General features: G+C 64.2%; 20 protein-coding genes. 3 read left to right on the forward strand and 17 right to left on the reverse strand.

What is annotated here, in order from left to right; all coding sequences use genetic code 11:
- Positions 1-23: 23 nt before the first annotated feature.
- Positions 24-413: a hypothetical protein gene (locus tag O3301_RS04180; protein WP_305055636.1), complete on the reverse strand. Its 390-nt coding sequence runs from the start codon at positions 411-413 to the stop codon at positions 24-26.
- 245 nt (positions 414-658) lie between these two features.
- On the opposite strand from O3301_RS04180, the gene O3301_RS04185 reads away from it, so the two are divergent.
- The gene (locus tag O3301_RS04185) at positions 659-1,429 is read left to right on the forward strand and encodes a YdiY family protein (RefSeq protein WP_289897710.1); all 771 of its coding nucleotides are present in this window, start codon (positions 659-661) and stop codon (positions 1,427-1,429) included.
- Positions 1,430-1,442: 13 nt separating this feature from the next.
- The gene (locus O3301_RS04190; protein WP_305055637.1) at positions 1,443-3,317 is read left to right on the forward strand and encodes a triacylglycerol lipase; all 1,875 of its coding nucleotides are present in this window, start codon (positions 1,443-1,445) and stop codon (positions 3,315-3,317) included.
- Positions 3,318-3,323: 6 nt separating this feature from the next.
- Here O3301_RS04190 and O3301_RS04195 read toward each other — a convergent pair whose 3' ends face one another.
- The 12 genes from O3301_RS04195 to ppc all read right to left on the reverse strand — a co-directional run bounded on the left by O3301_RS04195 (position 3,324) and on the right by ppc (position 20,331).
- Positions 3,324-4,139: an aminoglycoside phosphotransferase family protein gene (locus O3301_RS04195; protein ID WP_305055638.1), complete on the reverse strand. Its 816-nt coding sequence runs from the start codon at positions 4,137-4,139 to the stop codon at positions 3,324-3,326.
- Positions 4,140-4,200: 61 nt separating this feature from the next.
- Positions 4,201-5,196 (reverse strand): HD domain-containing phosphohydrolase, encoded by a 996-nt coding sequence (locus O3301_RS04200; RefSeq protein WP_305055639.1) that lies wholly within the window; start codon positions 5,194-5,196, stop codon positions 4,201-4,203.
- A gap of 13 nt (positions 5,197-5,209) precedes the next feature.
- Entirely contained in the window at positions 5,210-8,917 is a 3,708-nt protein-coding gene (locus O3301_RS04205) for a PAS domain S-box protein (protein WP_305055640.1), read from the reverse strand.
- A gap of 359 nt (positions 8,918-9,276) precedes the next feature.
- Positions 9,277-9,933, reverse strand: a complete 657-nt coding sequence (locus O3301_RS04210) for a hypothetical protein (RefSeq protein WP_305055641.1) — start codon at positions 9,931-9,933, stop codon at positions 9,277-9,279.
- Entirely contained in the window at positions 9,930-10,298 is a 369-nt protein-coding gene (locus O3301_RS04215; protein ID WP_099667770.1) for a hypothetical protein, read from the reverse strand. The genes O3301_RS04210 and O3301_RS04215 overlap by 4 nt, the downstream gene beginning before the upstream one ends.
- A gap of 74 nt (positions 10,299-10,372) precedes the next feature.
- Entirely contained in the window at positions 10,373-12,871 is a 2,499-nt protein-coding gene (locus O3301_RS04220; RefSeq protein WP_305055642.1) for a TonB-dependent receptor, read from the reverse strand.
- A 93-nt stretch (positions 12,872-12,964) separates the two neighbouring features.
- The gene (locus tag O3301_RS04225; RefSeq protein ID WP_305055643.1) at positions 12,965-13,945 is read right to left on the reverse strand and encodes a FecR domain-containing protein; all 981 of its coding nucleotides are present in this window, start codon (positions 13,943-13,945) and stop codon (positions 12,965-12,967) included.
- Positions 13,942-14,448: a sigma-70 family RNA polymerase sigma factor gene (locus tag O3301_RS04230; RefSeq protein WP_257219004.1), complete on the reverse strand. Its 507-nt coding sequence runs from the start codon at positions 14,446-14,448 to the stop codon at positions 13,942-13,944. Before O3301_RS04230 ends, O3301_RS04225 begins: the two co-directional genes overlap by 4 nt.
- A gap of 198 nt (positions 14,449-14,646) precedes the next feature.
- A complete protein-coding gene (locus O3301_RS04235) occupies positions 14,647-14,826 on the reverse strand; it encodes a hypothetical protein (protein ID WP_289914548.1) in 180 nt (59 codons plus the stop codon).
- Positions 14,827-14,982: 156 nt separating this feature from the next.
- Entirely contained in the window at positions 14,983-16,443 is a 1,461-nt protein-coding gene (gene pyk / locus O3301_RS04240) for a pyruvate kinase (protein WP_083292642.1), read from the reverse strand.
- A 91-nt stretch (positions 16,444-16,534) separates the two neighbouring features.
- Positions 16,535-17,545 (reverse strand): type I glyceraldehyde-3-phosphate dehydrogenase, encoded by a 1,011-nt coding sequence (gene gap / locus O3301_RS04245; RefSeq protein WP_289897698.1) that lies wholly within the window; start codon positions 17,543-17,545, stop codon positions 16,535-16,537.
- A gap of 32 nt (positions 17,546-17,577) precedes the next feature.
- Positions 17,578-20,331: a phosphoenolpyruvate carboxylase gene (gene ppc / locus O3301_RS04250; protein ID WP_305055644.1), complete on the reverse strand. Its 2,754-nt coding sequence runs from the start codon at positions 20,329-20,331 to the stop codon at positions 17,578-17,580.
- A gap of 465 nt (positions 20,332-20,796) precedes the next feature.
- Between ppc and O3301_RS04255 the strand changes: the two genes are divergently transcribed.
- On the forward strand, positions 20,797-21,252 hold the full coding sequence (locus tag O3301_RS04255) for an Rrf2 family transcriptional regulator (RefSeq protein ID WP_251348507.1): 456 nt from the start codon (positions 20,797-20,799) through the stop codon (positions 21,250-21,252).
- Between the two features lie 64 nt (positions 21,253-21,316).
- Here O3301_RS04255 and O3301_RS04260 read toward each other — a convergent pair whose 3' ends face one another.
- From O3301_RS04260 to O3301_RS04275, 4 genes are all read right to left on the reverse strand, one after another.
- Complete coding sequence (locus tag O3301_RS04260) at positions 21,317-23,002, reverse strand: cation acetate symporter (protein ID WP_289910223.1); 1,686 nt, start codon at positions 23,000-23,002, stop codon at positions 21,317-21,319.
- A complete protein-coding gene (locus tag O3301_RS04265; RefSeq protein WP_152281460.1) occupies positions 22,999-23,307 on the reverse strand; it encodes a DUF485 domain-containing protein in 309 nt (102 codons plus the stop codon). Before O3301_RS04265 ends, O3301_RS04260 begins: the two co-directional genes overlap by 4 nt.
- 129 nt (positions 23,308-23,436) lie before the next feature.
- Positions 23,437-24,633, reverse strand: a complete 1,197-nt coding sequence (gene hmpA / locus O3301_RS04270) for an NO-inducible flavohemoprotein (protein WP_305055645.1) — start codon at positions 24,631-24,633, stop codon at positions 23,437-23,439.
- 45 nt (positions 24,634-24,678) lie between these two features.
- Positions 24,679-25,092 carry a hemerythrin domain-containing protein gene (locus O3301_RS04275; RefSeq protein WP_289907149.1) on the reverse strand — a complete coding sequence of 138 codons (414 nt, stop codon included), beginning with the start codon at positions 25,090-25,092 and terminating at the stop codon, positions 24,679-24,681.
- Positions 25,093-25,125 lie beyond the last annotated feature (33 nt).

A 25,125-nucleotide genomic window follows, 5' to 3' on the forward strand; every position in this document is an offset into this window, starting at 1 on the left:
GCCCCGCCGCGCGGCGTTCCCGGCTAGTTACATTTTCCGCGCAGCTTGGCGATCGCCACGAAGGGCAAGGCATACACGCCGCCGATGGCGAGCGGGCCGATGCCGGTGGGCTGGCGCTTCAAGCCATCGGCGTGCAGGCAGTCTGGCACCTTCGCTTCGGCAAAGGCGGCGGCAAACTGCTCATGTTTTCGGTCGGCGCGTATCGTCACCTGCTGCATGGCCGGCTGCGGCAGAGAGTCGCGCACCTGCGCCTCTTCCTCCAGCACGGCGCGCACGGCATCGCGTATCATCGTTTGCGTCAGTTGCGGTGCCGGCCCAGGACCCTGTACCGGCAACGCTTCGGGCGCCTGCGCGCCCGCTGGCGCCGCACCGCACAGCCATATCAGAGTAACAAGCTTGCGTGCCATTTTCATCGTCATCATCCATGCATGCCAGGTTTGCAATATTTCTCATAATATAGCAGCATTCATGCGCGCCGCCGCGTGCGGCGAACGATGGCAGGGTCGGGTACAATACAGCCTCGACAATTTTTGGCCGCGCCCGCGCGCGCATGTGCGCAGGTTTATCGGCGCCTCCCGGCTTGCCGCGGCCTGCATAGCCACCACTGCCATTAACGAACAGCAGGCACGCCCGGCGCGCGCCACAGACAAATACAGCCATGAAACCGACCCACTCTCTCGCACTGGCGCTGGCCATCACCTGCGGCAGCGCCGCCGCCGCCGACACCAAGCAAAGCATGCTGTTCGATGAAATCCCCATCGGCAGCTGGAGCACTTCCGCCGAACTGGGCGCCATCACCACCTCGGGCAACACGGTCGGCACTTCCGTCACGGGCAAGATCGACGCGCGCCAGGAGCTCGATGACTGGAGCAACCAGTACATCTTCAGCGGCTACTTCAAGGAAGACGAAACGACGAACGACGACGGCGAGAAAGTGCGCGAACGCTCGGCGGAACGCTTTTCCGCCTCCGCCAAGGCCGCCTACAAGCTGATGGCCGACCATGAAAAACTGTTCGTGCTGGCCTCGCACGTGAACGACAAGTTCGGCGCCTACACCAAGTACTCGACCCTGGCCGTCGGTCATGGCTCGCGCTGGTACCAGTCGAGCGACAAAAGCGTCGACGTGGAAATCGGTCCCGGCTATTTCAGCGGCACCAACGACGCGGGCGAATCGGAGCACGGCCTGACGGTGCGCGGCGCGGCCGCCATGAAGTGGAAGATCAGCCAGTCGGCCATGTTTACGCAAACGATCAGCGTGGAACGGGGCACCTCGAACACCCACTCGATCGCCGAGACGGCGCTCAGCACGAAAATCAACGGCACCATGCAGATGAAGGCCGCCTTCAGCGCCCGCAACGACACGCGCGTACCGGACGACAAGAAGAACACGGATACGCAAACGTCGCTGACCCTGGTCTACTCGTTCTAGGCGCGGACCGGCCATGCTGATGCGGCGTCTGCGCGTATGCGCCCTCCTGTGCGCCGCGGCGCTCCTGAGCGGCTGCGCCGCCGTCACCGTCAGCGCGATCTCGCCGGCCGACTACCTGCAGCAGCGGCGCGGCGACATCCTCACCACGGGGAAATTGAGCGCCGCGGCCAGCGAGGTGCTGCGCATCATCGGCAGCGACATCGCCGCCTGCGAAGCCAATACGGGCAGCTGCCGCGCCGACCTGGCCCGCTCCGAGCTGCTCAGCGACGAGCAGCGCCTGGCCACCCTGTCCGAATTGTGGCTGGAAAGCGCGCTGGCGGAAGAAAAACAGGGCGGCCACGCCAGCGCCGAACTGCTGGCCGCCTGGCTGGAATCGGCCCGCTACGCCTATGCCTACCTGTTCTACACGACGCGCACGCCGGGCCAGCGCGCCTTCGAAGAACGTCAGACGCAGATCCGCGACTACTACAACTACGCCGTGCAAAAGGCCGTCGGCAACCTGTTCCGCCACCGCGGCGAATACCGCCCGGACGGCCATGTGATCCGCGTCGCCGGCTGGCAGATCGACAGCGAATTGTCGGCCCTGCGCCTGCCCGAGGACGGCACCTTGCCCGAAGAACTGCTGCCGGCCACCTCGCTGTCGTTTTCCGGCCTGCGCAATGTGTACCGGCGCGACGGCTTCGGCGCCGACCTGGTGGCCGTCATGCCCAAGCCCCAGGCGTCGAAAGGCGACTATGTGCCCTACCAGGAAACCCGCTTCCCCGTCGTCACGGCGCTGATCCGCTTCGACGGCAACAGTCTGCAGGAAGTGCTGGCGACGCAGCAGCTGCTGGTAATGCTGGTCGACCCGACGCGCAGCGAATCGACGCGCATGGCGGGCCAGGAATTGCCGGTTGCCGCCAATTTCACGGCCGGCTATGGCTTGTGGCTGGCCCGTTCCGGCTTCGGCGTGCAGGCGCTGCGCACCCTGTTCGGCCGCGCCGACGGCATTTCGCGCCCGCAGGTGCACCTGATGCAGCCCTACGACCCGAACAAGCGCACCATCGTCATGCTGCATGGCCTGGCCAGCAGCCCGGAAGCGTGGATCAACGTGGCGAATGAGCTGATGGGCGACGAGCAGCTGCGCCGCCGCTACCAGATCTGGCAAGTGTACTACCCGAGCAATGCGCCGCTGGCGGCCAACAACGCCGCCATCCGCCAGGCGCTTGCCGCCACCCTGGCACAGTTCGACCCGGCTGGCAAGGCGGACGCCGCCAACGACATGGTCTTGATCGGCCACAGCATGGGCGGCGTGCTGGCGCGCCTGATGGTGTCCGACGCCAGCAACACCCTGCTCGACGCCATCACGGAAGAATACAATTTGAAGGGCAAGAAGGCGGAAAAAGTGCGCGCGGGCCTGGCGCCCTACCTGAATTTCACGGCCATGCCGCAAGTGAACCGCGCCATCTTCATCGCCGCGCCGCACCGCGGCACCTCGTTCGCCAACCACAAGGTGGCGCGCTGGATCGCCAACCTCGTCACCTTGCCGATCACCATGCTCGACCAGTTGTCCGACGCGGCCGGCAGCCTGGCGCAGCTCGACACGGGCAGCAGCGAACCGCTGCGCATCCCCAACAGCATAGATAACCTCAGCGACAAGGACCCGTTCGTGCGCCTGGTGGCCGACCTGCCCATCAACCCGAAAGTGCGCTACTACTCCATCATGGGCAACGACACGCCGGACCTGCCGCTGGCCGAATCGAGCGACGGCGTGGTGCCCTACGCCAGCGCCCACCTCGACGGCGCGCAGTCGGAAAAAGTCATCCCGTCCTGGCACAGCGTGCAGGAAAGCCCGCAGGCGATCCTGGAGATACGGCGGATTTTGCGGCTGCCGGACAGCTTGCCGTAGGCCCCGTTACGCCCGCAAGGCCGCCAGCGCGCTAACGGCCACGGCCAGCGCCGTCTCCGGCGGCGTGCCGTCTTCCAGGTGCCAGGCCGCCGACAGGCCGGCCCACGCGGCGCCCCACGCCAGCAGCCGTGCCGGATCGAGGCACGCCGCATCGGCGATCAGCGCCACCTGCCGCTCCAGCCGGCCCGGCGAAGTGGCCAGCACGGCGTCCGGGTTGCACAGAATATTGGCGAAATCGAAACCCCGCTCACCCACATAACCTTTCGGATCGATGGCCAGCCAGCCGCGTGCGCCGCCATCGAGCACGTTCGCGTGATGCAGGTCGCCATGCAGCACGACGCTGTCCTGCGGCGCCGCCAGCAAGTCCCGCGCCACGGCATGGCATGCCGAAAACACGCCGCCGTGCACTGCGGCAGTGGCCAATGCGGCAAAGCAGACAGACAAGGAAGGCAAAAACGGAGCGGATGGCCGTGACGCATGCAGCCGCGAGGCCACGGAGCACAGGATACCGGTGGCGGCCGCATCGCCCGCCTCCCCCGTGCGCGCCAGTGCGGCCAGCGAACTGGAACCCATCGCCCGCTCAAGCAGCAGGACATCATCATCCGTGGAGGCTGCCAGCACGCGCACGGCACCGTCGCCATCCCACCAGCGCAGCACGGCGCCAGCGCGCCGCTCGTCGTCGCCAGTCGACAGTTTCAGCATGGCCGGCTGGCCTCCGCGCAACACGGGCAGCAGGCATGCGGCGTGCGTGTGCACGGGCAGGCCATCGGCGCTCAGTGACCATTGCCGGAGATAGTCGGCGAGGCGGTTTGGGTAATCCATGGACAATCCTGTGATGACGGTCAGGACGCCACTATAAGGGACAGGCCGGCGAATAGCCCACTCACGCCGGCTCGCGCCACTTGTCCTTGATTTCCAGCATGGCCGGCAGCTGCTCGATGAACAGCGCCAGCAGTTGCGGGTCGAAGTGCGTGCCGCTGTCGCGCTGCATGGTGGCGATGGCTTCGTCGACCGTCCAGGCGCGCTTGTACGGGCGTTCGCTGGTGAGGGCGTCGAAGACGTCGGCGATGGCGACGATGCGGCCTTCGTGGGGAATTTCCTCGCCTTTCAAGCCTTGCGGATAGCCGCTGCCATCCCATTTTTCGTGGTGCGTCAGGGCGATGGTGCGCGCCATTTTCAAGAGGCCGCCCGCGTGCTCGCCGATGATGGCCGCGCCGATTTCCGCGTGGCTGCGCATGACTTTCCATTCTTCCGCATCGAGCTTGCCCGGTTTTTGCAGGATGGCGTCGGGGATGCCGATCTTGCCCACGTCGTGCATGGGCGCCGCGTTGAGCAAGTCTTCCGCCCTGCCCGCGCTGTAACCGGCCGCCAGCGCCAACTGGCGCGCGTAATAGCTCATGCGGATGACGTGCATGCCCGTCTCGTTGTCCTTGTACTCGGCCGCCTGGCCCAGGGTCTGGATCACCTGCAGGCGCGAGCGGCGCAATTCCTCGGCGTCCACCAGCGACAGATGCGTGCGCACGCGGGCGCGCACGATGGGCGGGCTGACGGGCTTCGTGATGTAGTCGACGGCGCCCGCGTCGAAGCCGTCCGCCTCGTCCTTCACGTCGCACAGGGCCGTCACAAAAATGACGGGGATGGACGCGGTGGCCGGCATGGCCTTCAGCTGGCGGCACACTTCATAGCCCGTCATAGCTGGCATCATGATGTCGAGCAGGATCAGTTCGACGGGGTTGTTCTGCGCCAGTTCCAGCGCCTTTTCGCCATCCTTCGCATACAGCAGCCGGTAATCGTCCTGCAAAATCTGGCGCAGCACCTGCAGATTCGTCGCTTCATCGTCGACCAGCAGCAGGATCGGTTTGTCTTCGTGTAAGGTCATCGTTAGCCCAATATCAGGAAAGGTCGGCAGGCGTTGGCGCTTCCAGCCACGCCAGCAGCTGGCGCAGCACGCCCGCGGCACGCGCAAATTCAAAGTCGTCGATGGCGCTGGCCAGCGCCTGCAGGCGCGGCTGCTGGCCGTGCGGCGCCAGCATGGCGGCGATCTGCGCCATCAAGGCGTCGTCCAGCTGCCCGCCTTCCAGGCTGGCGATAGCTTGCCGCAGCAAGGCGCCAGCGGCGGCTGCATCGAGGGGCGCGCTGGCGGCCGGCGCCTGCATGGCCACGGCCGGCATGCCCGCCTCTTCCAGCTCGCCGGCCAGCGCCATGAAGGCGGCCGCCAGCTGCACCAGCAATTCGGTCACCGGCAACTGGCGCGCAATCGCTTGTTCGATGCGCCCCAGCAGACTTTCGACCTGCACCAGGCACAGGTTGCCCGCCGCACCCTTGATACGGTGCAGCAGGTGGCCGGCCACGCTGCTGCCGCCCCGTTCCAGTTCCGCCGCCAGCATGGCGGCGCAGTCGCCATTGGCCTGCACGAAGCGCGCGATGGCCCGCTGCAGGGCTTCGCGTCCGCCCCACAGGGCGATGCCGCGCTGCCAGTCCACCTGGCCGGCAGCGGCGCGCGCCGCCGCACCGGCCGCCGGCGGCGGCATGGCCACGGCGATATCGAGCAGGCGGGCGATTTCCGCCGTCAGCTTGTGCATTTCCAGCGGCTTCGAAGCGAAACCATTCATGCCGGCCATCTGCGCGGCGCGCCGGTCCTGTTCCAGCACGCTGGCCGTCAGGGCGATGATGGGCGTCGCCTTCAAGCCCTGCTCGCGCTCGTGCACGCGGATCAGGCGCGTCGCTTCCAGGCCATCCATGCGCGGCATCTGCACGTCCATCAGGACGATGTCGAAGCTGCCCTTGCCGAATTCGCGCACGGCGCTCTCGCCATCGCTGGCGGCGATCACCTGGTGGCCGGCCGCGCCCAGGCTGATCAGGAGCAGCTCCACGTTCTGCGGCACGTCGTCGGCCGCCAGGATGCGCAGCGGCGGCAAGGCCACCACGGGCTGCTCACTGCGGCGCGCCACGGCCTTGCCCGGCGCCAGCGGCAACAGCACGTGGAACACGCTGCCCACGCCCAGAGTGCTTTCCACCGTGATGGTGCCTTTCATCAGCTCGACGAGCTGCAGCGAAATCGTCGTGCCCAGGCCCGTGCCGCCAAAGCGCCGGCTCATCGAGGAATCGGCTTGCGTGAACGGCGCGAAGATCTTGTCCAGGCGGTCGGCGGGAATGCCGATGCCCGTGTCGTGCACGGCGATATGCACCTGCTCGCCCTGCATGCCGACGGCCACGCGCACATGGCCCACTTCCGTGAACTTGACGGCGTTGCCGATCAAATTCGTCAGCACCTGCTGCACCCGGCGCGCGTCGCCCAGGAAGAATTGGCCCATGCCCGGATCGATGTCGACATGCAGCACCAGGTCGCGCGCATGGGCCGTGATGCGCAGCGACGCGGCCACGTGGTCGACTAGGTCCGGCAGCGAAAAGTCCACCAGTTCCAGCTCGGTGGCGCCTTTTTCCAGCTTGGCCGTGTCGAGGATGTCGTTGAGCAGTTCGAGCAGGGAACGGGCCGACTGGCGCACCGTGCCCAGGTGGCGGCGCTGCAGGCTGTCCAGGGCGGTCCCCAGCAGCACTTCCGTAAAGCCGATGATGGCGTTCATCGGCGTGCGGATTTCATGGCTCATGTTGGCCAGGAAGCTGGTCTTCGATTCGGCGGCCAGCTCGGCGCGGTCTTTGGCCGCGCGCAGGTTTTCCTGCATGGCGCGCCGTTCGCTCACGTCGGTGGCCAGCTTGACCACCTTGAACGGCTTGCCGTCCGTATTGAAGATCGGGTTGTACGAAGCCTGTATCCACACTTCCCGGCCATCCTTGCCGATGCGCTTGTACTCGCCCGTATTGAATTCACCCTGCGCCAGGTGCTGCCAGAAGGCGATGTAATCGGGCGAGGTCACATAGCCCGGCTCGCAGAAGATGCTGTGGTGCAAGCCCAGCACGTCGTCGGACCGGTAGCCGACCAGGTCGAGGAAGTTCTCGTTGGCCGCCAGGATGCGCCCCTGCAGGTCGAATTCCGCGACGGCCGTCGCGCGCGAGATGGCCGTCACCTTGCCTTCGTACTCGGCGTTGCGCAATTCGCTTTCCGTGATGTCGAGGATGACGCCGTCGATCCAGCGCACCACGCCGTCGTTGTCGAGCACGGGGCCGCTGCTTTCGCGCACCCAGCGCTCGCGCCCGTCGCGGTGGATCAGGCGGTAGACGTTCTCGAAGTCGCGCTTTTCGCCGGCCGCCTGCACGCAGGTGTCGTTGACGCGCTGGCGGTCGTCCGGGTGCACGAGCTCGAACAGCCTGACGCGGCCCTCGACGAAATCCTGCGGCATCCAGCCCGTCAGGTTGAAGACGGCGTCGCTGATGAAGATCATCTTCCATTCGGGCGCGAAGCTGCAGTGGAAGGACACGCCGGGGATATTGCGGATCAGGGTGCGGTACTGGCGCTCGCTGTCCTTGAGCGCCTGCTCCATGCTGCGCGACGAGCGCATGTCCGTGACAAACGCCACGAACAGGGGCTGGCCCGGCGTGTCGATCTTGCCGATCGCCACGCGCATGGGCAGCACGGCGCCATCCTTGTGGCAGCCATCGAGTTCGCGTCCGCTGTCGAGGATGCGCGAGGCGCCCGTTTCCAGGTAATCGCGCAGATAGCCCTCGTATTCGGCCGCGTCGGACGGCTGCAGCAGCACGCTGGCGTCGCGCCCCACGATCTCCGCTTCGCGCCAGCCGAACAGGCTTTCCGCGGCGGGATTGAAGGAGCGCACCTTGCCCTGGCCATCGATGGTGATCAAGCCGTCGGCCGCCGTATCGACGATGGCGCGCAGGCGCGATTCGCTGGCGCTCGCATGGCGCAGCAGTTGGCGGTAGCGCAGCAAGCCGTTCGCGGCGGCGACAAACACCGTCAGGGTGACGGTGATCAGGGCCACGGCCAGGGCCACGAACGAGGCTTGCACCGTGATCGTGTTGTCGCCTGCCGTGGGGGTGCCGGAAAAGCGCGCCGCCAGCATGCCTGTGTAATGCATGCCGGAAATGGCCAAGCCCATGACGGCACTGCTGACCAGCAAGGACGCCAGGGGACTCATGCGCAAACGCATGGCGCTCAGGCCGAAGCGTATCCACAGCGCCAGCATGGCCATGACGACGGCCACCACCAGCGACAAGGCAAACAGCCAGGGCTGGTAATGCAGGGTCAGCGACGTCTGCATGGCGGCCATGCCGCTGTAATGCATGGAACCGATGCCCACGCCGACGAGCACGCCGCCCACCACCAGCTGGCGCCAGTTGATGCTCGGGCGCGCCAACATGTGCAGCGCCACCCACGAAGCGGCCACGCCGGGCAGCATGGAAAGCAGGGTCAGGCTGGGGTCGAAGGAAACGCGCGTGCAGATGTCGAAAGCCAGCATGCCGATGAAGTGCATCGACCAGATGCCGCCGCCGAGCGCGATGGCGCCCGTGATGATGGCCGTCTGGCGCTGGAAGCCGCGCTCGCTGCTGCGCGCCATGCCGGCGATCTGCAAGGCCATGAACGAGGCAAAGATGGCGATGCCGATGGAAAACAGCACCAGCCAGGCGTTGTGCGTGCCGTAGATGTACTGCATGGTATCGGTCGATACGGCAAAGATGGAACTAAACATACTGTCGTGGCATAAGGTGAGTGAAACGTGACGTCGCAAAACATGACGGCGCACCGCGCGCGCCGGCGCCACGCTTTTTACTAAAGCGGCAACACAGCGGAAATGACAACGGTAGCAGTCGACCAGGGCAAGGCTCGGTCATCACGCCCGCGCCTGCCGCGCGGGGGAAAGGTGCTTTTTACAGAGTGAAAAAGCGGAATGCGTACGAACTCTGGCGCGGATGGCTGGCCGCCAGCGTGACGATGATTTTTTAAAGAGCCATAAGTATAGTTGCTTTGCGAACATATTCATAGGACTTCAGCAATACTATAGCAAGAAAGACAATATTCTGAGGTCGTGATGCGACAGCACTCGTCCGTTCAGGCTGGCGGCCACAGCGCGCGTATGGCGGAAGAGGCCTGATAGGTCGCACCGGCGCGCTCGGTCACAGGGATACCGGCCAGTGTACAGCGGCGGCCCAGCTCGTCCTTGATCTGCCGCAACGACCAGCGCTGCGGCACGGGCAGATCCATGCCCACCACGCGGATCAGCGGGCAATCGTCGAGGGTCGTGTGCAGCAGCAGCTCCACGCGCGCCATCGGCGGGCCGCCGCGGTAGACATCCACCGCGCCCGCGTAGGTGACCACCTCCAGCGCGCGCATCTGCTGCGGCGTCAGTTGCAGCACCTTGTCATGGCCGGGCAAGCCCCGCGCCAGCCGGCTCAGCAACACGCCCGCATCATTGATCTCGACATGAAAAGACAGATCGGGGCCCGGCAGAAAAAGCACGCCGACGATCCAGGCGGTCAGCGCCGGCAGGCCCAGCAGCACCGCCTCGCCCGCATACGGCACGTCGCGCCAGACGGCTTGCACGATGAAGGCAAGGATCAGGACGCAGCCCCCCAGCAGCACGCTGCGCCACAGCACGGGGCGCATATTGGCCATCATCGCCGCATGGCAGCTGGCATCGTCGGCCGGCGCAAAGCGTATCCATTCGGCGCGCGCCGGCTTGCAAGGCCGGGCGGGAATACCGCTCAAGCGTTCTGCGCCAGCATGCCGCGGAACCACGCCAGTTGCTCGCGCGTCAGGTAATTGGCGCCATCGCCATGCAGCAGGACGATCTCGATCTCGGGAGGAATCGAGGCGAGCAGCTGCGCGCCCGTAACGGGAATCTTGGGGAAATTGATGCCGGCCAGGAAGGCGGGATCTTCCGCCACCGTCACGCATCGGCGCTCGGGATTGGGCGACGGCACGAGGAACAGGTCGATCTGCTCGCTTTGCCCGCCGATGACGACGTGCAATTGCGCGGCCAGCAGCTCGGGCAGGATCAGCTCGATGTTATTCTCGGCGCGCGATTGCTGGAAAGCGCTTTTCAGGGGCGTGAGGAGAGGAATGGCGGTCATGGCAAAGTGGAAAGATAAAGACGGCGGCAGTGTAGCAGAGGCGCCCGGACGGGCGCGCTCCGCTGGAACAGCCGCTACATCTTGTAGTTCAGCGAGACAAGTACGCTGCGCGGCGCGCCGTAGCGCGCCAGCCCGCCGGACCAGGAATAGCCGAGCGCCTGGTAGTAGCGGCGGTCGAGCACGTTGTCGATGTTCGCGCGCAGCTGCAGTTGCTCGCTGATGCGATAGCCGGCCGTCAGCCCGACGATGGCGTAACCGCCCTGCTGCGTCAGGTAAGCCTTGTCGCGGCGGTCGATCTTGTCCTGCGCATACACGGAGGCGCCCAGGTTCCAGCGCGCCAGGCTGCCGCTCAGCTGCACGTTTGTGTACAGCTTGAACAATTGCTTCGGCTCGTCCGTGGCAATGCGCTGGCCGATATTCGCGGCCACGCTGTCCTTCGTGTACTTGGCCAGCACATGGGTGTAGCCACCCGAAATCTGCCAGCCCGGCAATGGCGAGCCCGACAATTGCAAGTCGACGCCTTCGCTCTGCACCTGCCCGGCCGCGCGGGCGCAATAGATGGGGCCGCCCGTGGGGCAATTGACTTCATCGGTCATGGCGCGGTTGTTTTGCTTGATGCGGAACAAGGCGCCGCTGGCGTTGAGCCTGCCGCCAAAATATTCTCCCTTGACGCCCACTTCCAGGTTGGTGCCGCTCAACGGCGGCAAGCCATTGCCTTTGACATCGAGCACGCTTTGCGGCTGGAATATCTGCGTGCCGCTCGCATACACGGAGTGATGCGGGTCCAGGTCGTAGACGAGGCCCGCGTACGGGGTGAATTTCGCGTTTTCCGTCAGGTCGCGGCGCCACGTCGGATTGGCGGCATACCAGCCCGTGACATCCTGCGCATACCAGCCGAAGCGCCCGCCCAGCACCAGGCGCAGCGGATCGGCCAGGCTGAAGTTGCCGGCCGCATACAGCCCCTTCTCGTCCGTCTTGCGGCCCCAGTTGTAGGGCTCGAACGGCGCGCCGTTCATGCGGTAGGCGCGGGGATTCCAGTGGCGGATATCGAACACGCGCGTTTGCGCGCCTTCCCAGCTCTGACCCGCGTCCGAATCGTCGTGGCGGTAGCTGGCGCCGACGATGACGTCATGCTGGCGGCCGAACCAGGTGACAGGGCCGCTCAGGCGCCAGTCCGCCACCACTTGCTGCGTGTTGTACTTCCAGCCTGTTTCCGACTGTTTCAGCAAAAACGTTTCGCCAGCGACGCGGCCGTTGGTGGTATTGCGCGTGCTCGACGAGGCGTCGATATGCGTGATGGCGAAGCGGCTGCGCCAGCCCTTCTCCAGCTTCGTTTCCAGGTCGGCGAAGACGACGTTGTTGTCGCGCTTCTGGAAGGAATCGGCATTGTTCAGGAAAGTCGAGCGGGGCAAGTCCATGTGGCGGCCGTCGGGCAAGGTCGGCAAGCCGACGAACACGCCGTCGGTGCGGCTGTGCTGGCGCGAAAAGCCGATGCCGGCCGTGGTCGACGGCGTCAGGTCCGCCTCGACGATCGCATACACGGTGCTGTTCTTGTTGTTGACCACGTCGACGAAGCTGTCGCTGTCGCGCAGACTGGCCGCCACGCGCCCGCGCACGCTGCCCGATGCGTTCAGGGCATTGCTGGTGTCCACCGTCAATTGCCGGTCCTTCCAGCTGCCCAGGTGAATGGATGCGTCCAGCAAGGGCGTGGCCGTCGGGCGCTTGCGTATCATGTTGATGCTGCCCGACGGCGCGCCCGCCCCTTCCATCAGGCCGGTGGCGCCGCGCACCACTTCCACGCGGTCGTACATCAGCATGTCGGCGGAGACGTTGCGCTCATTGAAACCCGTGACGTCCAGCGGCAAGCCATCGACATTGATGTGGCTCAAGGCGAAGCCGCGCGCGAAATACGTGGTTTCCTGGTCGGACACGCCCTGCGTCTTGCCATACAGGCCGGGCGTGGCGCGCGCCACGTCCTGCAGGGTGGTCAGATCGAAATCTTCCATTTGCTGGCGCGAAATGACGCTGACCGTTTGCGGCGTGTGGCGCTGCGACAGGTTCAAGCCCGTGGCCGTCGACAGATTGCGCGAGGTATACAAGCCCGTGCCTTCCGTGGCGCGGTCCGCCTCCGCGCTGACGACCACGGCGGGCATGCTGGCCAGGCCGCCATCGGCCGTATTGGTATTGATCTTGCGCAACAGATAATTGCCGTTGCCACCGTCCGTCACTTCGAGGCCGCTGCCTTGCAGCAATTGTTGCAGGCCGGCGGCAACGCCATGGCGGCCCTGCAAGCCCGGCGTCGCCAGGCCGTCGAGCGCCACGCCCTGGGTGGACAGGTTCACGCCGGCGGCGATGGCGAACGATGCCAATGCGCTGCGCAGGCTGCCGGCGGGAATGCTGTAATCGCGCACGCTTGCGGACGGGCCGGCTTCAGCGGCCAGCGCTGTCTGCGGCAAGCCGGCGCCAGCCGCGCCCACGGCCAGCAGCAAGACCAGCGCGGCGCGCACGGCGCCCGTGGTGGGATGGAGCGCGAGCGGCGTCCACGGGGAAAAGATGCGGTGCTGCACAGCCATGTAAAACCCTTTCGATGGTTCGGATTGTTCGTTCTCTACCTTGTATGACGAAGCAATCTCAAAAAAGGGACAGGCAAGCGGCAAATAATTTCTTCAGGCTGCCTCGACACTGATCCAGTAGCGCGTGCGCCGCGCCAGCCGGATCGGCAGGGAACGTTGCAGCAAGAGCAGGATGTTGTCCGGGTCGTTCAACTGGAAAATGCCGTCCACGGGCAAGGCCGCCAGCGCCGGATCGCAGCGCAGCACGCCATAGCGATAGCGCGCCACCTGTTCCAGCACCTCCCCCAGCGGCATGCGTTCGGCGATCAGCACGCCCCGCAGCCAGGCGTTCGCATGGGGTGACGACGGCGTCAAGGCGGAAACGGCCACGTCGTCGAAACTGCCCTGCCGGCCCGCATTGATCGTGCGCAAGCCGTCGGGCGCCTGCAATGGCTCGATCTCGACGGCGCCCTCGCTGACGCCCACCTCGGTGCGCGGCGCCAGCACGCTGCCAAGGTGGCGCACGCTGAAGTGCGTGCCCAGCGCGCGCACGGTGCCATTGCTGCTGCGCACGAGAAACGGTCGCGCCGGCACGGCCGCATCGTGTGCCGTGGCAACGTGGATTTCGCCCGCATGCAAGGCCACCAGCCGCGCCGCGTCGTCAAAACGCACGTCGATGGCCGTATCCGTATTGAGCACCAGTTGCGTGCCGTCGGGTAATGCCATATGCCGGATTTCACCGCGCGCCGTGCGGATCGCGGCGCGCCACGCTTGCCAGGGCGCCGACTGGCTGGCCAGCCACAGCGCGGGTGCGGCCGCGATCAGCCCGGCCAGGCCGTAGAGGACGGCACGCCGCCGCGGCGATTGCGGCGCCGCGTCCGCCGCCTGCCGCAGCGCGGGCGGCACGCCGGCCAGGGTGCTGCACACCAGCTCGGCCCGCTGCCAGGCCGCTTCGTGCGCGGGATCGCTGGCGCGCCAGGCCTGGAACGCCTGCTGCTCGCCTGCAGTCAAGGGGCCCGCGTGCAGGCGCACCAGCCATTGCGCCGCCGCCCGCGCGGCGCGGGGATCGATGGCCGCCGTGCTGGCGGTGCTCACAGGATCAGCAAGATGCAGCGCTCGAACGCCTGCACCATGTAGCGCTTGATGCTGCGTTCGCTCACGGCCAAGCGCCGGGCGATTTCCCCGTAGCTAAGGCCGTCGACATGCGCCAGCAGGAAGGCATTGCGCACCAGCGGCGGCAAGCCGTCGAGCATGGCATCGATGCGCTGCAGGGCTTCGCGCACGAGCAACCGCTCCTCCGGCGACTGCATCAGCAGATCGGGCTGCTGCGCCAGGGTTTCCAGCCACGCCTGCTCCAGCGACAGGCGCCGGTAATGGTCGATCAGCAGGCGCTGCGCCACGGTGGTCAAATAGGCGCGCGGCTCGCGCATGGTCTGCCGGCCTTCCGGCGGCGCCGTCAGCAGGCGCACGAAGGTATCCTGCGCCAGGTCGGCCGCATGGTCGGCGCACTGCAGCTTGGCGCGCAGCCAGCGCATCAGCCAGCCGTGGTGATTGCTGTAAATGACTGCGATCGATTCGCCGGATTGCGCAATGTTCACTAGGGACTCCGATGCGCTCAAGGCAAGGCGCGGCCAGGACGATGGCCGGCCGCAAGGCAAGCGACTCAATTGATAATAATTCTCATTATCACAAATCATTGCCCGCGGCGTCAATGCCGGCGCCCGTCCCGTCCGGCAAACTGTTGTTTCAGCGCGGCGGCTGGCCGTTCAGCGCGTATCGCTTGCTGTGGCGATCGGTTACGCCAGACGGGGTTTCCCGGACTTGGCCGCCAGGACGAGGGGAATGGCAAACGGCCCCAGAAATACCACCAGGATGGCCCTGAGAGCAGTTGTTTTCAAGGAACGGCGTTTGGCGATGAAGAGACAAGCGAAGGCCGACAGGGACCAGATCAGGGCCGGCAGGTAGGTAGTCATCATGAACTCCGGAAGCGCCTTGGAAGGCAGGAAACCATGCTGACACGGAAATATGAGCATCGCAATGGCAAATCGGGCATCTGCCATTGCGATGGGCGGCCAGGCACCCCGCTTTCAGTCATTCTTAAGACTGCAGGCGGTGGCCGGCCGGCGATGCGGTCAGTGCTGGCCGATCTTCATGATCTTCAGCGCGTTCGTGCCGCCGACCTTGCCCATCGGCTCGCCCCAGGTCAGCACGACGGTATCGCCCTTGGCCACGACTTTATGTTCCACCAGCAAATCTTCCGCCTGTTGCAAGACCTTGTCGCGGTCCGTGCCGGACGTCAATTCCAAGGTGCTGACGTTGCGGTACAGGGCCAGCTTGCGGCGCGTGCCCACGCTCGGGGTCAGCGCGACGATGGGGATGTCGATATTGCAACGGCTCATCCACAGCGCCGTGGAACCCGATTCCGTCAGGGTGGCGATGGCTTTTACGCGCAGGTGATGGGCGGTAAACAGGGCACCGTAGGCGATCGACTGGTCGATGCGCGAGAACGTGGCGTTGAGGAAATCGGCGTCCAGCTTGCAGGTGTCCCATTTCTCCGCGTCCAGGCAGATGGCGGCCATCGCTTCCACCGTTTCGATCGGATAGCGGCCCGAGGCCGTTTCCGCCGACGTCATGACGGCATCCGTGCCGTCCAGCACGGCATTGGCCACGTCGGACACTTCCGCGCGGGTCGGCACGGCGTTGACGATCATCGATTCCATCATCTGCGTGGCCGTGATCGCCAGCTTGTTCGACGCGCGCGCCATCTTGATCATGCGCTTTTGCAATGCCGGCACGGCCGCGTTGCCCACCTCGACGGCCAGGTCGCCGCGGGCCACCATGATGCCGTCGGACGCGTCGAGAATTTCTTGCAGCGCAGGAATAGCTTCCGCGCGCTCGATCTTGGCGATCATCATCGGCTTGTGGTCCCACGCTTCGCCGGCGATATTGGCCAGCTGGCGCGCCATGACCATGTCGGTGGCGTTTTTCGGGAAGGACACGGCCACGTAATCGGCCTGGAAACTCATCGCCGTCTTGACGTCTTCCATGTCTTTCGCCGTCAGGGCCGGGGCCGACAAGCCGCCGCCCTGGCGGTTGATGCCCTTGTTGTTCGACAATTCGCCGCCGATTTTCACGGTCGTATGGATTTCGCTGCCGACGACCTTGTCCACCGTCAAGACGATGAGGCCATCGTTGAGCAACAATACGTCAGCGGCGCGCAAGTCGCGCGGCAATTCCTTGTAATCGAGGCCGCAGCGCTCGATGTTGCCCAGTTCGCCGTTTTCGCCCCATTTCGCGTCGAGGATGAACTTGGCGCCGTTTTCCAGGAAAATCTTGCCTTCTTCAAACTTGCCGACGCGAATCTTCGGGCCTTGCAAGTCGGCCATGATGGCCACTTCGCGGCCGCACAGGGCTGCAGCTTCGCGCACCATGCGGGCGCGGTCGATATGGTCTTGCGCCTTGCCATGCGAAAAGTTCAGGCGCACGACGTCGACGCCGGCCTTGAACATGCGGACCAGGGTATCGATATCGTTCGAAGCGGGGCCGATGGTGGAAACGATCTTGGTGGCGCGTTGCTGTACTTGCATGGTCATGGTGTGCTGCTTTCTATAAAGTTCGTGCTGCTACAAGGGCCGGCCTTGTGGGCCGGCCGTCCTGGTGCGCTGGATCAGCGGTACTACGTTCTTACTTGGCCGCCATCAGGGCGACCGTGGTGTCCAACATGCGGTTCGAGAAGCCCCACTCGTTGTCGTACCACGACGACACTTTCACGAGGCGGCCCGAGACCTTGGTCAGGGTCGAATCGAAGTTCGACGAGGCCGGGTTATGGTTGAAATCGATGGAAACGAGCGGTTCCGTCTGGTACGTCAAAATACCCTTCAAGGCGCCTTCCGACGCCGTTTTCAGCAAGGCGTTGACTTCCTCGACGGTCGTATCGCGCCTGGCGATGAAGGACAGGTCGACCAGCGACACGTTGATCGTCGGCACGCGCACGGCAAAGCCGTCGAGCTTGCCATTCAGTTCCGGCAAGACGAGGCCGACGGCGGCCGCCGCGCCCGTCTTGGTGGGGATCATCGAATGCGTGGCCGAACGGGCGCGGCGCAAGTCTTCATGCATCACATCGGACAACACCTGGTCATTCGTGTAGGCGTGCACGGTGGTCATCAGGCCCGATTCGATGCCGATGGCGTCGTTCAGCGGTTTCACCAAGGGCGCGAGGCAATTCGTCGTGCACGAAGCATTCGAAATGACCGTATCCGAGGCTTTCAAGACGTGCTGGTTGACGCCGAACACGATGGTGGCGTCCACGTCCTTGCCGCCCGGCGCGGAAATGATGACTTTCTTTGCCCCGCCCTTCAAATGCGCCGAGGCTTTTTCCTTGGTGGTGAAGAAACCCGTGCATTCGAGCACCACGTCGACGCCGAGTTCGCCCCAGGGGATCAGGGCCGGGTCGCGCTGCGCGAAGACGCGGATGCGGTCGCCATTGACGAGCATATTGTCGCCGTCGATGGTGACGACGCCGGGAAACTTGCCGTGCACCGTGTCGTAGCGCGTCAAGTGCGCATTCGACTTGGCGTCGCCCAGGTCGTTGATGGCGACGATCTCGATATCCTGCTGCTTGCCGCCTTCATAAAACGCGCGCAAGACATTGCGGCCGATGCGGCCATAGCCATTGATGGCAACTTTGATGGTCATGCTGTCTCCTTGATATTGTTTGAATGACTTACTTAACCACTATTTCTCAGTCCCGCCGCGATACCATTGATCGACAAATGGATGCCCGTGCGCGCCGCCGCGTCCTGCTTGCCCTCGCGGAAGCGTTTCAGCAATTCCACCTGCACGTGGTTGAGCGGGTCGATATACGGGAAACGGTTGCGTATCGAGCGCTGCATCAGCGGATTGGCTTGCTGCAACTCTTCCTGGCCCGTGATCAGCTTCAAGGCGTCCAGCGTGGCCGCGTATTCGGCGCGGATGCGCGTGAAGATGGCGTCGCGCAAGGCCTTGTCCTTGACCAGTTCCGCATACTTGCCGGCGATGGCGATGTCGCTCTTGGCCAGCACCATATCCATGTTCGACAGCAGGGACGTGAAGAAAGGCCAGTCCGTGTACATGCCGCGCAGCACGTCTGCCCCGTCGGCCGGATGGGCGGCCAGGTAGGCTTGCACGGCGGAACCGAAACCGAACCAGCCCGGCAGCATCAAACGGCATTGCGCCCAGCTCAAGACCCAGGGAATGGCGCGCAAATCCTCGATGGACGTGGATTTCTTGCGCGAGGCGGGACGGCTGCCGATATTCAGCGCGGCAATTTCCGCGATCACCGTCGATTCCCAGAAATACTGCTCGAAGCCCTCCGTGCCATACACGAGGTCGCGGTAGGCGTTCAGGGCCGTGCCGGACAGCTCTTCCATGGCAGCCAAATGGCCCGCGCCGGCCGAAGCTTTCGGTTGCAATTGCGCCTGCGGCAGCAGGGTCGACTGGATGGTGGCGGCCACCAGCACTTCCAGATTGCGGCGCCCTACTTCCGGGTTCGCATACTTGGCCGTGATGACTTCGCCCTGCTCCGTCAAACGGATCTGTCCCTGCACGGCGCCGGCCGGCTGGGCCAGGATGGCTTCGTAGCTGGGTCCGCCGCCACGTCCCACGGAACCGCCGCGGCCGTGGAACAGGCGCAGCTTGATGTGATATTCCTTGAAGACCGTCACCAGCTCGATCTCGGCCTTGTAGAGTTCCCAGCCGGACGTCAAAAAGCCGCCATCCTTGTTGCTGTCCGAGTAACCGAGCATGACTTCCTGCTGGTCCGCGCGCGATTCGAGCAGGCCACGGTAGAACGGCAAGCCAAAGGCGCGCGCCATGATGGCGGGGCCGGCGCGCAAGTCGTCGATGGTTTCGAACAGGGGGATGATGTTGACGTCCACTTCGCGGCTGTCCTGGCGCAGCAAGCCCACTTCCTTGAGCAGCAAGGCTACTTCCAGCAAGTCCGAGACGCTGGCCGCCTTGGAAATGATGCAGTTCGGTACCGATTCCTTGCCATATTTGACATGGGCTGCGCGCACGGCGCGGAAGATGTCGAGTTCGGACGTCGTTTCCTCCGAGTATTGCGCATACGGCGACGTCAGCAGGCGTGGCGACTCCAGCTCGGCCAACAGCAAGCTGATGCGTTGCTCTTCATCGAGGTCCAGGTAGACGAGGCCAGGCTGGGCGCCCGCGAACAGTTCGCCCACGACGCGCTCGTGCACGTCGGAATTCTGGCGCAAATCGAGCGGCGCCAGCGAAAAGCCGAACACCTTCACGGCGCGGCGCAGCTGGCGCAGCCGGCCACGGGCCAGCGCGCGCAAGCCATTGCTGACGAGCGAATGCTGGACCACGTCCAGGTCGGCCAGCAGGTCAGATGCAGCAGCGTAAGGCTGCACGCCGTCTGCCTGCTTGCCCTTGCCAGAAAGCACGACGCGCGTGGCGTCCAGGCGCGCATGGATGCCGTGCAAGGCGCGGCGGTACGGCTCGTCGACGCGGTGCGGCGAGGCGTCGGCCGAGCGTTCCGCCAGCGCGCGCAGCGGCTCGCTGCAGGCATTGAGTATTTGCGCCAGCGACAGTTGCGAAGCGAGCTTGCGCAATTCGCCCAGGTAAAAATCGAGCACCTTGTCGGCCTGCGTCTGCAGGGTGCTACGCAGGATGTCGGCCGTAACGAACGGGTTGCCATCGCGGTCGCCGCCTATCCAGCTGCCCACCTTCATAAAATTGGGCAATTCCGCATCTTCCCAGCGGGCATCGCGCTGGGCCAGCATCGTTTCCAGCGAGGAATACAATTTCGGCAATTCGCGCAAGATCGTGTGGTCGTAGAACGACAGGCCATTGGCCACTTCATCCATGACGGACAGCTTGCTCGTGCGCAACAGACGCGTCTGCCACAGGGTGACGATGCCGCGGCCCAGCGCTTCTTCGTTCTGTTCCGCTTCTTCCGGCGTCATTTGCACGCGGTCGCGCTCGCTCAACAGGCGCGCGATAGCCATCTGGCAATTCTGGATGCTCTTGCGCTGCACTTCCGTCGGGTGCGCCGTGAAGACGGGGCTGACGAACGCATCGTCGAAGAACGTCTCCAGCGCATCGGCCTTGCCCGCGTCAAACACATTGCCGACGGCATGGCTGAGGCTACCCTGGCGCGGCGGCGAGCCGGCGATCAGATGGGCGCGCGTGCGGCGGATGTGATGTTGATCTTCCGCAATATTGGCCAGCAGCGAGAAATAGCTGAAAGCGCGCGTCAATTGCGTGGTTTCTTCCTGCGACAGCGCTTGCAGCGCGTCCGACAGCTGCGCGCGCGCCGCTTCATCATTGTCGCGGCGGAAACGGATGGCCAGCTGGCGCACATGTTCGATGCGTTCGAAGGCGGGGTCGCCCAGGTGGTTGCGGATGGCGTCGCCCAGCAGACGGCCCAGCTGGCGGATATCGCTGCTCAGCAGCTCGTCTTTCACTTCATTCATTTGCATGGTATTCATTTCCTGGGGCGGCCACGGCGGCACCGCACAGATTGCGTAGTACGCGCTTCCCGGCCCGGGAAACGCCCATCGTCGAATTTGTAGTAAATTTACCTTATTGCTTCACCATCCTCTTGATTTCCATCAATAAAAATCATATCCAAAGGGCCGACAAGGGCTTACGAGCTGTTTGCCAGGGCAACAATATGAAAATTTACTACGCATTTAAGCGAAAGGCAATCAACTTTTGTCTTTCGAGGCTGAAAAGTGACGGCGCAACACACATGGCCGGCGCTCTCCTGTATGCTGGCGGCTGAAACAAGGATGTAATCCACATCTTTCACACACCGGACAAAACCGTAGCGAGCGGATGTGAGTTGTGGCCGAGAAGCGGAGCTGTGCGGATGCACAGTGAGCATCGGAGGCCGCAAATCGCGACGTGCAGCAGGTTTGTCGGGTGTTTTACTCTCTTCTCCCATGCGACTGACTGCCTACACTGACTACACCCTGCGCACCCTGATGTACCTGGGCGTGCACCGCGACCGGCTCGTGACCATCCAGGACATTGCCGACCTGCATTCCATCTCGAAAAATCATTTGATGAAGGTGGTGCACCAGCTGGGCCTGTCGGGCATCGTGGAAACGGTGCGTGGGAGAAATGGCGGCCTGCGCCTGGCGCGCGACCCGGCCGAGATCAATATCGGCACCGTCGTGCGCGAAACGGAAAACGATTTTTTCATGGCCGAATGTTTTAACAAGGAAAACAATACCTGCCCGCTCACGCCCGATTGCCTGCTGAAGGCCAAGCTGGGCCAGGCCACGGCCGCCTTCCTGGCCGTGCTCGACACGGTGACGCTGGCATCGATACTCGACGCGACGCCGGGCGCGCCGGCGCTGGCGGCGGGCGTCATCCCCCTGCGCGTGGCAAAGTAAGCGCGCCAGAAACAACAATGCCCGGCGAACCGGGCATTGTTTCCTTCAGTAACTCCTGTTTACATCAATGCGCGCTGGCGCCTGCCGCGCCGATGCCCGTTTCCGAACGCATTTGCTGCGCTTCGTAACCGGCGCGGTCGATGCGCGCGCGGGGGCTCTTGTCGAGCACCGAGAACAGCCAGATGCCGACGAAGCCGGCCGTCATCGAGAACAGCGCCGGCGAGGCATACGGGAACAGCGCTTCGCCATGGCCCAGCACGTCGACCCACACGGACTTCGACACCACCGTCAGCGCGACGGCCGTGATCAAGCCCAGGAAGCCGCCGATGGTGGCGCCCCGCGTAGTGCAATCCTTCCACAGCACCGACATGAACAGCACGGGGAAGTTGGCCGAGGCGGCAATCGCAAAAGCCAGCGAAACCATGAAGGCGATGTTCTGCTTTTCAAAGGCGATGCCCAGCACCACGGCGATAATGCCCAGCACGATCGTCGTCACGCGCGATACTTTCAATTCATTGGCGCCCGTGGCCTTGCCCTTCTTGATGACGGTGGCATACAGGTCGTGCGACACGGCCGACGCGCCCGACAGGGTCAAGCCCGCCACGACGGCCAGGATGGTGGCAAACGCGACCGCCGACATGAAGCCGAGGAAGACGTTGCCGCCCACGGCCTTGGCCAAGTGCACGGCCGCCATGTTGTTGCCACCCAGCAATTTACCTGCGGCATCCTTGAACTCGGGATTGGTACTCACCAGCACGATGGCGCCAAAGCCGATGATGAAGGTCAGAATGTAGAAATAGGCGATCCAGGTGGTGGCCCAGAACACGGATTTGCGCGCTTCCTTGGCGCTGGGCACCGTGAAGAAACGCATCAGGATGTGCGGCAAGCCGGCCGTGCCGAACATCAGCGCCATGCCGAACGAAATGGCGGAAATAGGATCCTTGATGAAGGAACCGGGGCCCATGATGGCTTCCTTGGTGGCGTGCACGTCCACCGACTTGGCGAACAGCGCTTCCGGGCTGAAGTTGAACTGCGCCAGCACGGCCACGGCCATGAAGGTGGCGCCGCCCAGCAGCATCACGGCCTTGATGATCTGTACCCAGGTGGTGGCCGTCATGCCGCCAAACAGCACGTAAATCATCATCAGGGTGCCGACCAGGACGACGGCGATCCAGTATTCCAGGCCGAACAGCAGCTTGATCAGCTGGCCCGCGCCCACCATCTGCGCGATCAGATAAAAGGCCACGACGACCAGGGTGCCGGACGCGGAGAAAATGCGGATCGGCGCCTGCTTGAAGCGGTAGGCGGCCACGTCGGCAAAGGTGAAGCGGCCCAGGTTGCGCAGGCGCTCTGCCATCAAAAAGGTGATGACGGGCCAGCCAACGAGAAAGCCGATGGCGTAGATCAGGCCATCGTAGCCGTTCAAAAAGACGGCGGCGGAAATGCCGAGGAAGGAAGCGGCCGACATGTAGTCGCCCGCGATGGCCAGGCCATTCTGGAAGCCCGTGATGCCGCCGCCGGCCGTGTAGAAATCGGAAGCCGACTTGGTTTTCGCGGCCGCCCACTTGGTGACGAACAGCGTGAAGATGACGAAGGCGGCGAACATGATGATCGCCGTCCAGTTGGTCGGTTGCTTGACTGCCTGGCCCAGGTCGGCGCCGGCCGCCAGCACGCTGCTGCTGGCGCCCGCCAGCAAGACCAGGCTTGCCAGGCAGGCGAGTTTGCGTTGCGTCAATGTAGTGCCGTTCATGCTTGCACCCGTGCCTGGATGGCGTTGCTCAAGTCATCGAATTGCTTGTTGGCGCGGCGCACATAGATGCCCGTGACCAGCACGGTAAACACGATGACGAACAGGCCGATCGGCATGCCCCAGGTCATCACGCCGGTGCCTGTTTTAGTGGCAAGAAATTCCTTGTCGAAGGCGATGAGCAGGATGTAGCCGTAGTACACCAGCATCATCAGGCCCGTCAGCGCCCAGCCGAAGCGGGAACGCACCTTGACCAGTTGATGATAGTTGGGGTCGCTCTTGATTTTTTGAACGAGATCGTCATGCATTGTGTTGCCTCCTGTTATGTAAAAGCTGCTCTGTTGTTTTCGAGCTTGGATTCACAGTACAGCGCGAGGCTTACCCGCCCCTTACGGCAGCGTTTTTTCTCGCGGCGACAACACAAGGCAGGCAAAGAATCAATTCAAGGCGGCAGCCGGTCCGAAGAACTCGTGGTGCGTCTGCTGTTCCGGCACGCCCAGTTCGCGCAAGTATTGCTTGACGGCCCGCATGAATGGCTGCGGCCCCAGGAAGTAGGCATCGACGTCGCGCGAGACCGGCAGCCAGCTGTTCAACTGCTCTTTATTCAGCAAGCCGACGGCGTCCGGCGCGGCGGCGCCCGGCGCATCGTGTTCGCCGCCATGTTCCGCGTAGCAGTAATAACGCTGCAGCTGCGGGTGCTGCGCGGCCAGTGCATCGATCTGCGCGCGGAATGCATGCACGCCGTGGTTGCGCGCCGCGTGGATGAAATGCACGGGACGCTTGCCGCGCAGGGCCGCCGTCAGCATGGCCAGGGTGGGCGTGATGCCGACGCCGCCGCTGATCAGCACCAGCGGCTTGTCGCTCTCCGTCAGCACGAAGTCGCCCGATGGCGGCGTCAGCTGCACGGTGTCGCCCGCCTGCACGTGGTCGTGGAAGAAATTCGATACCTTGCCGCCCTCTTCGCGCTTGACGCTGATGCGGTAAGTCTGGCCATTGCTGGCGGCCGACAAGGAATACTGGCGGCGCATGGGCACGCCATCGACGGTGGTCACCACGCCAATGTATTGACCTGGCGCAAAGTCGAGCACGGGCTGGCCATCGGCGGGCGCCAGCAGGAAGGAGGTGATCTCGGCGCTTTCCACGCTCTTGCTGCGCACTAAAAAATCGCGCGCGCCGCTCCAGCCGCCTGGCGCGGCCGCTTGCGCCTTGTAGATGCGCCCTTCCTCGCCGGCCAGGATGTCGGCCAGCTGGCCGTAAGCCGCGCCCCAGGCATCGATGACGGCGTCGCTGGCCACTTCTTCGCCCAGCACTTCGCGGATGGCTTGCAGCAGGCTGGCGCCCACCAGCGGATAGTGCTCGGCGCGAATCTGCAGGGCCACGTGCTTGTTGACGATGGTGGCCACCAGGTCGCCCAGCGCGGCAAGCTTGTCGATATTTTTGGCATACATCAGCACGCCATTGGCCAGCGCGCGCTGCTGGTCGCCGCTGTGCTGGTGCGCCTGGTTAAAGTACGGCAGCACTTCGGGATGGTCGCGGAACAGATTCTTGTAGAAATGGCGGGTCAGCGCTTCGCCTCCCTGCTCGAGGATGGGGACGGTGGCCGTGATGATGGCACGTTGTTCTTGGGTCAGCATGTAAAACTCCTGTGTATCTATTAGTGTATTTATTAGTAAGCGGTTTCAGGCCAGCGATTCAATGGCGGGATACAGATCGTGGTCTTCGCGCCGCATGCGCTGGAACAGCGCGTGCAGCACGGTATTGGCTTCGCTGCGGAAGGCGTCCGGTTCGGCTTCCAGGCGCACGGGCGTATTCCAGCGGCCGGCGAAATCCAGATAGGCGCCGGCGATGCCGTGCATCTCGTTTTCGTACTGGCGTCCCAGCCGGGCCACCTCGGCCACGCCGCACGCTTGCGCGGCCGGATACAGGTAGCGCTGCTCGACGGCCAGGTGCAGCTTGATCAAGCCGCTCATGGCGATGATCTGGTCGGCAATGGCCTGCGCCTGCGCGGCGACACCGCCGCGCGCCAGCTGGCGCAAGTCATCGATGGCGGCCAGGATGGCCAGGTGCTGCTGTTTGAATTTGTCGATATTCATGATGTTTTTCTCTTGTTGAGTGTTCCCAGTGTA

Origin of the sequence: Janthinobacterium sp. SUN211 (assembly GCF_030587315.1) — a bacterium.
In the GTDB taxonomy this organism is placed as follows: domain Bacteria; phylum Pseudomonadota; class Gammaproteobacteria; order Burkholderiales; family Burkholderiaceae_D; genus Janthinobacterium; species Janthinobacterium kumbetense.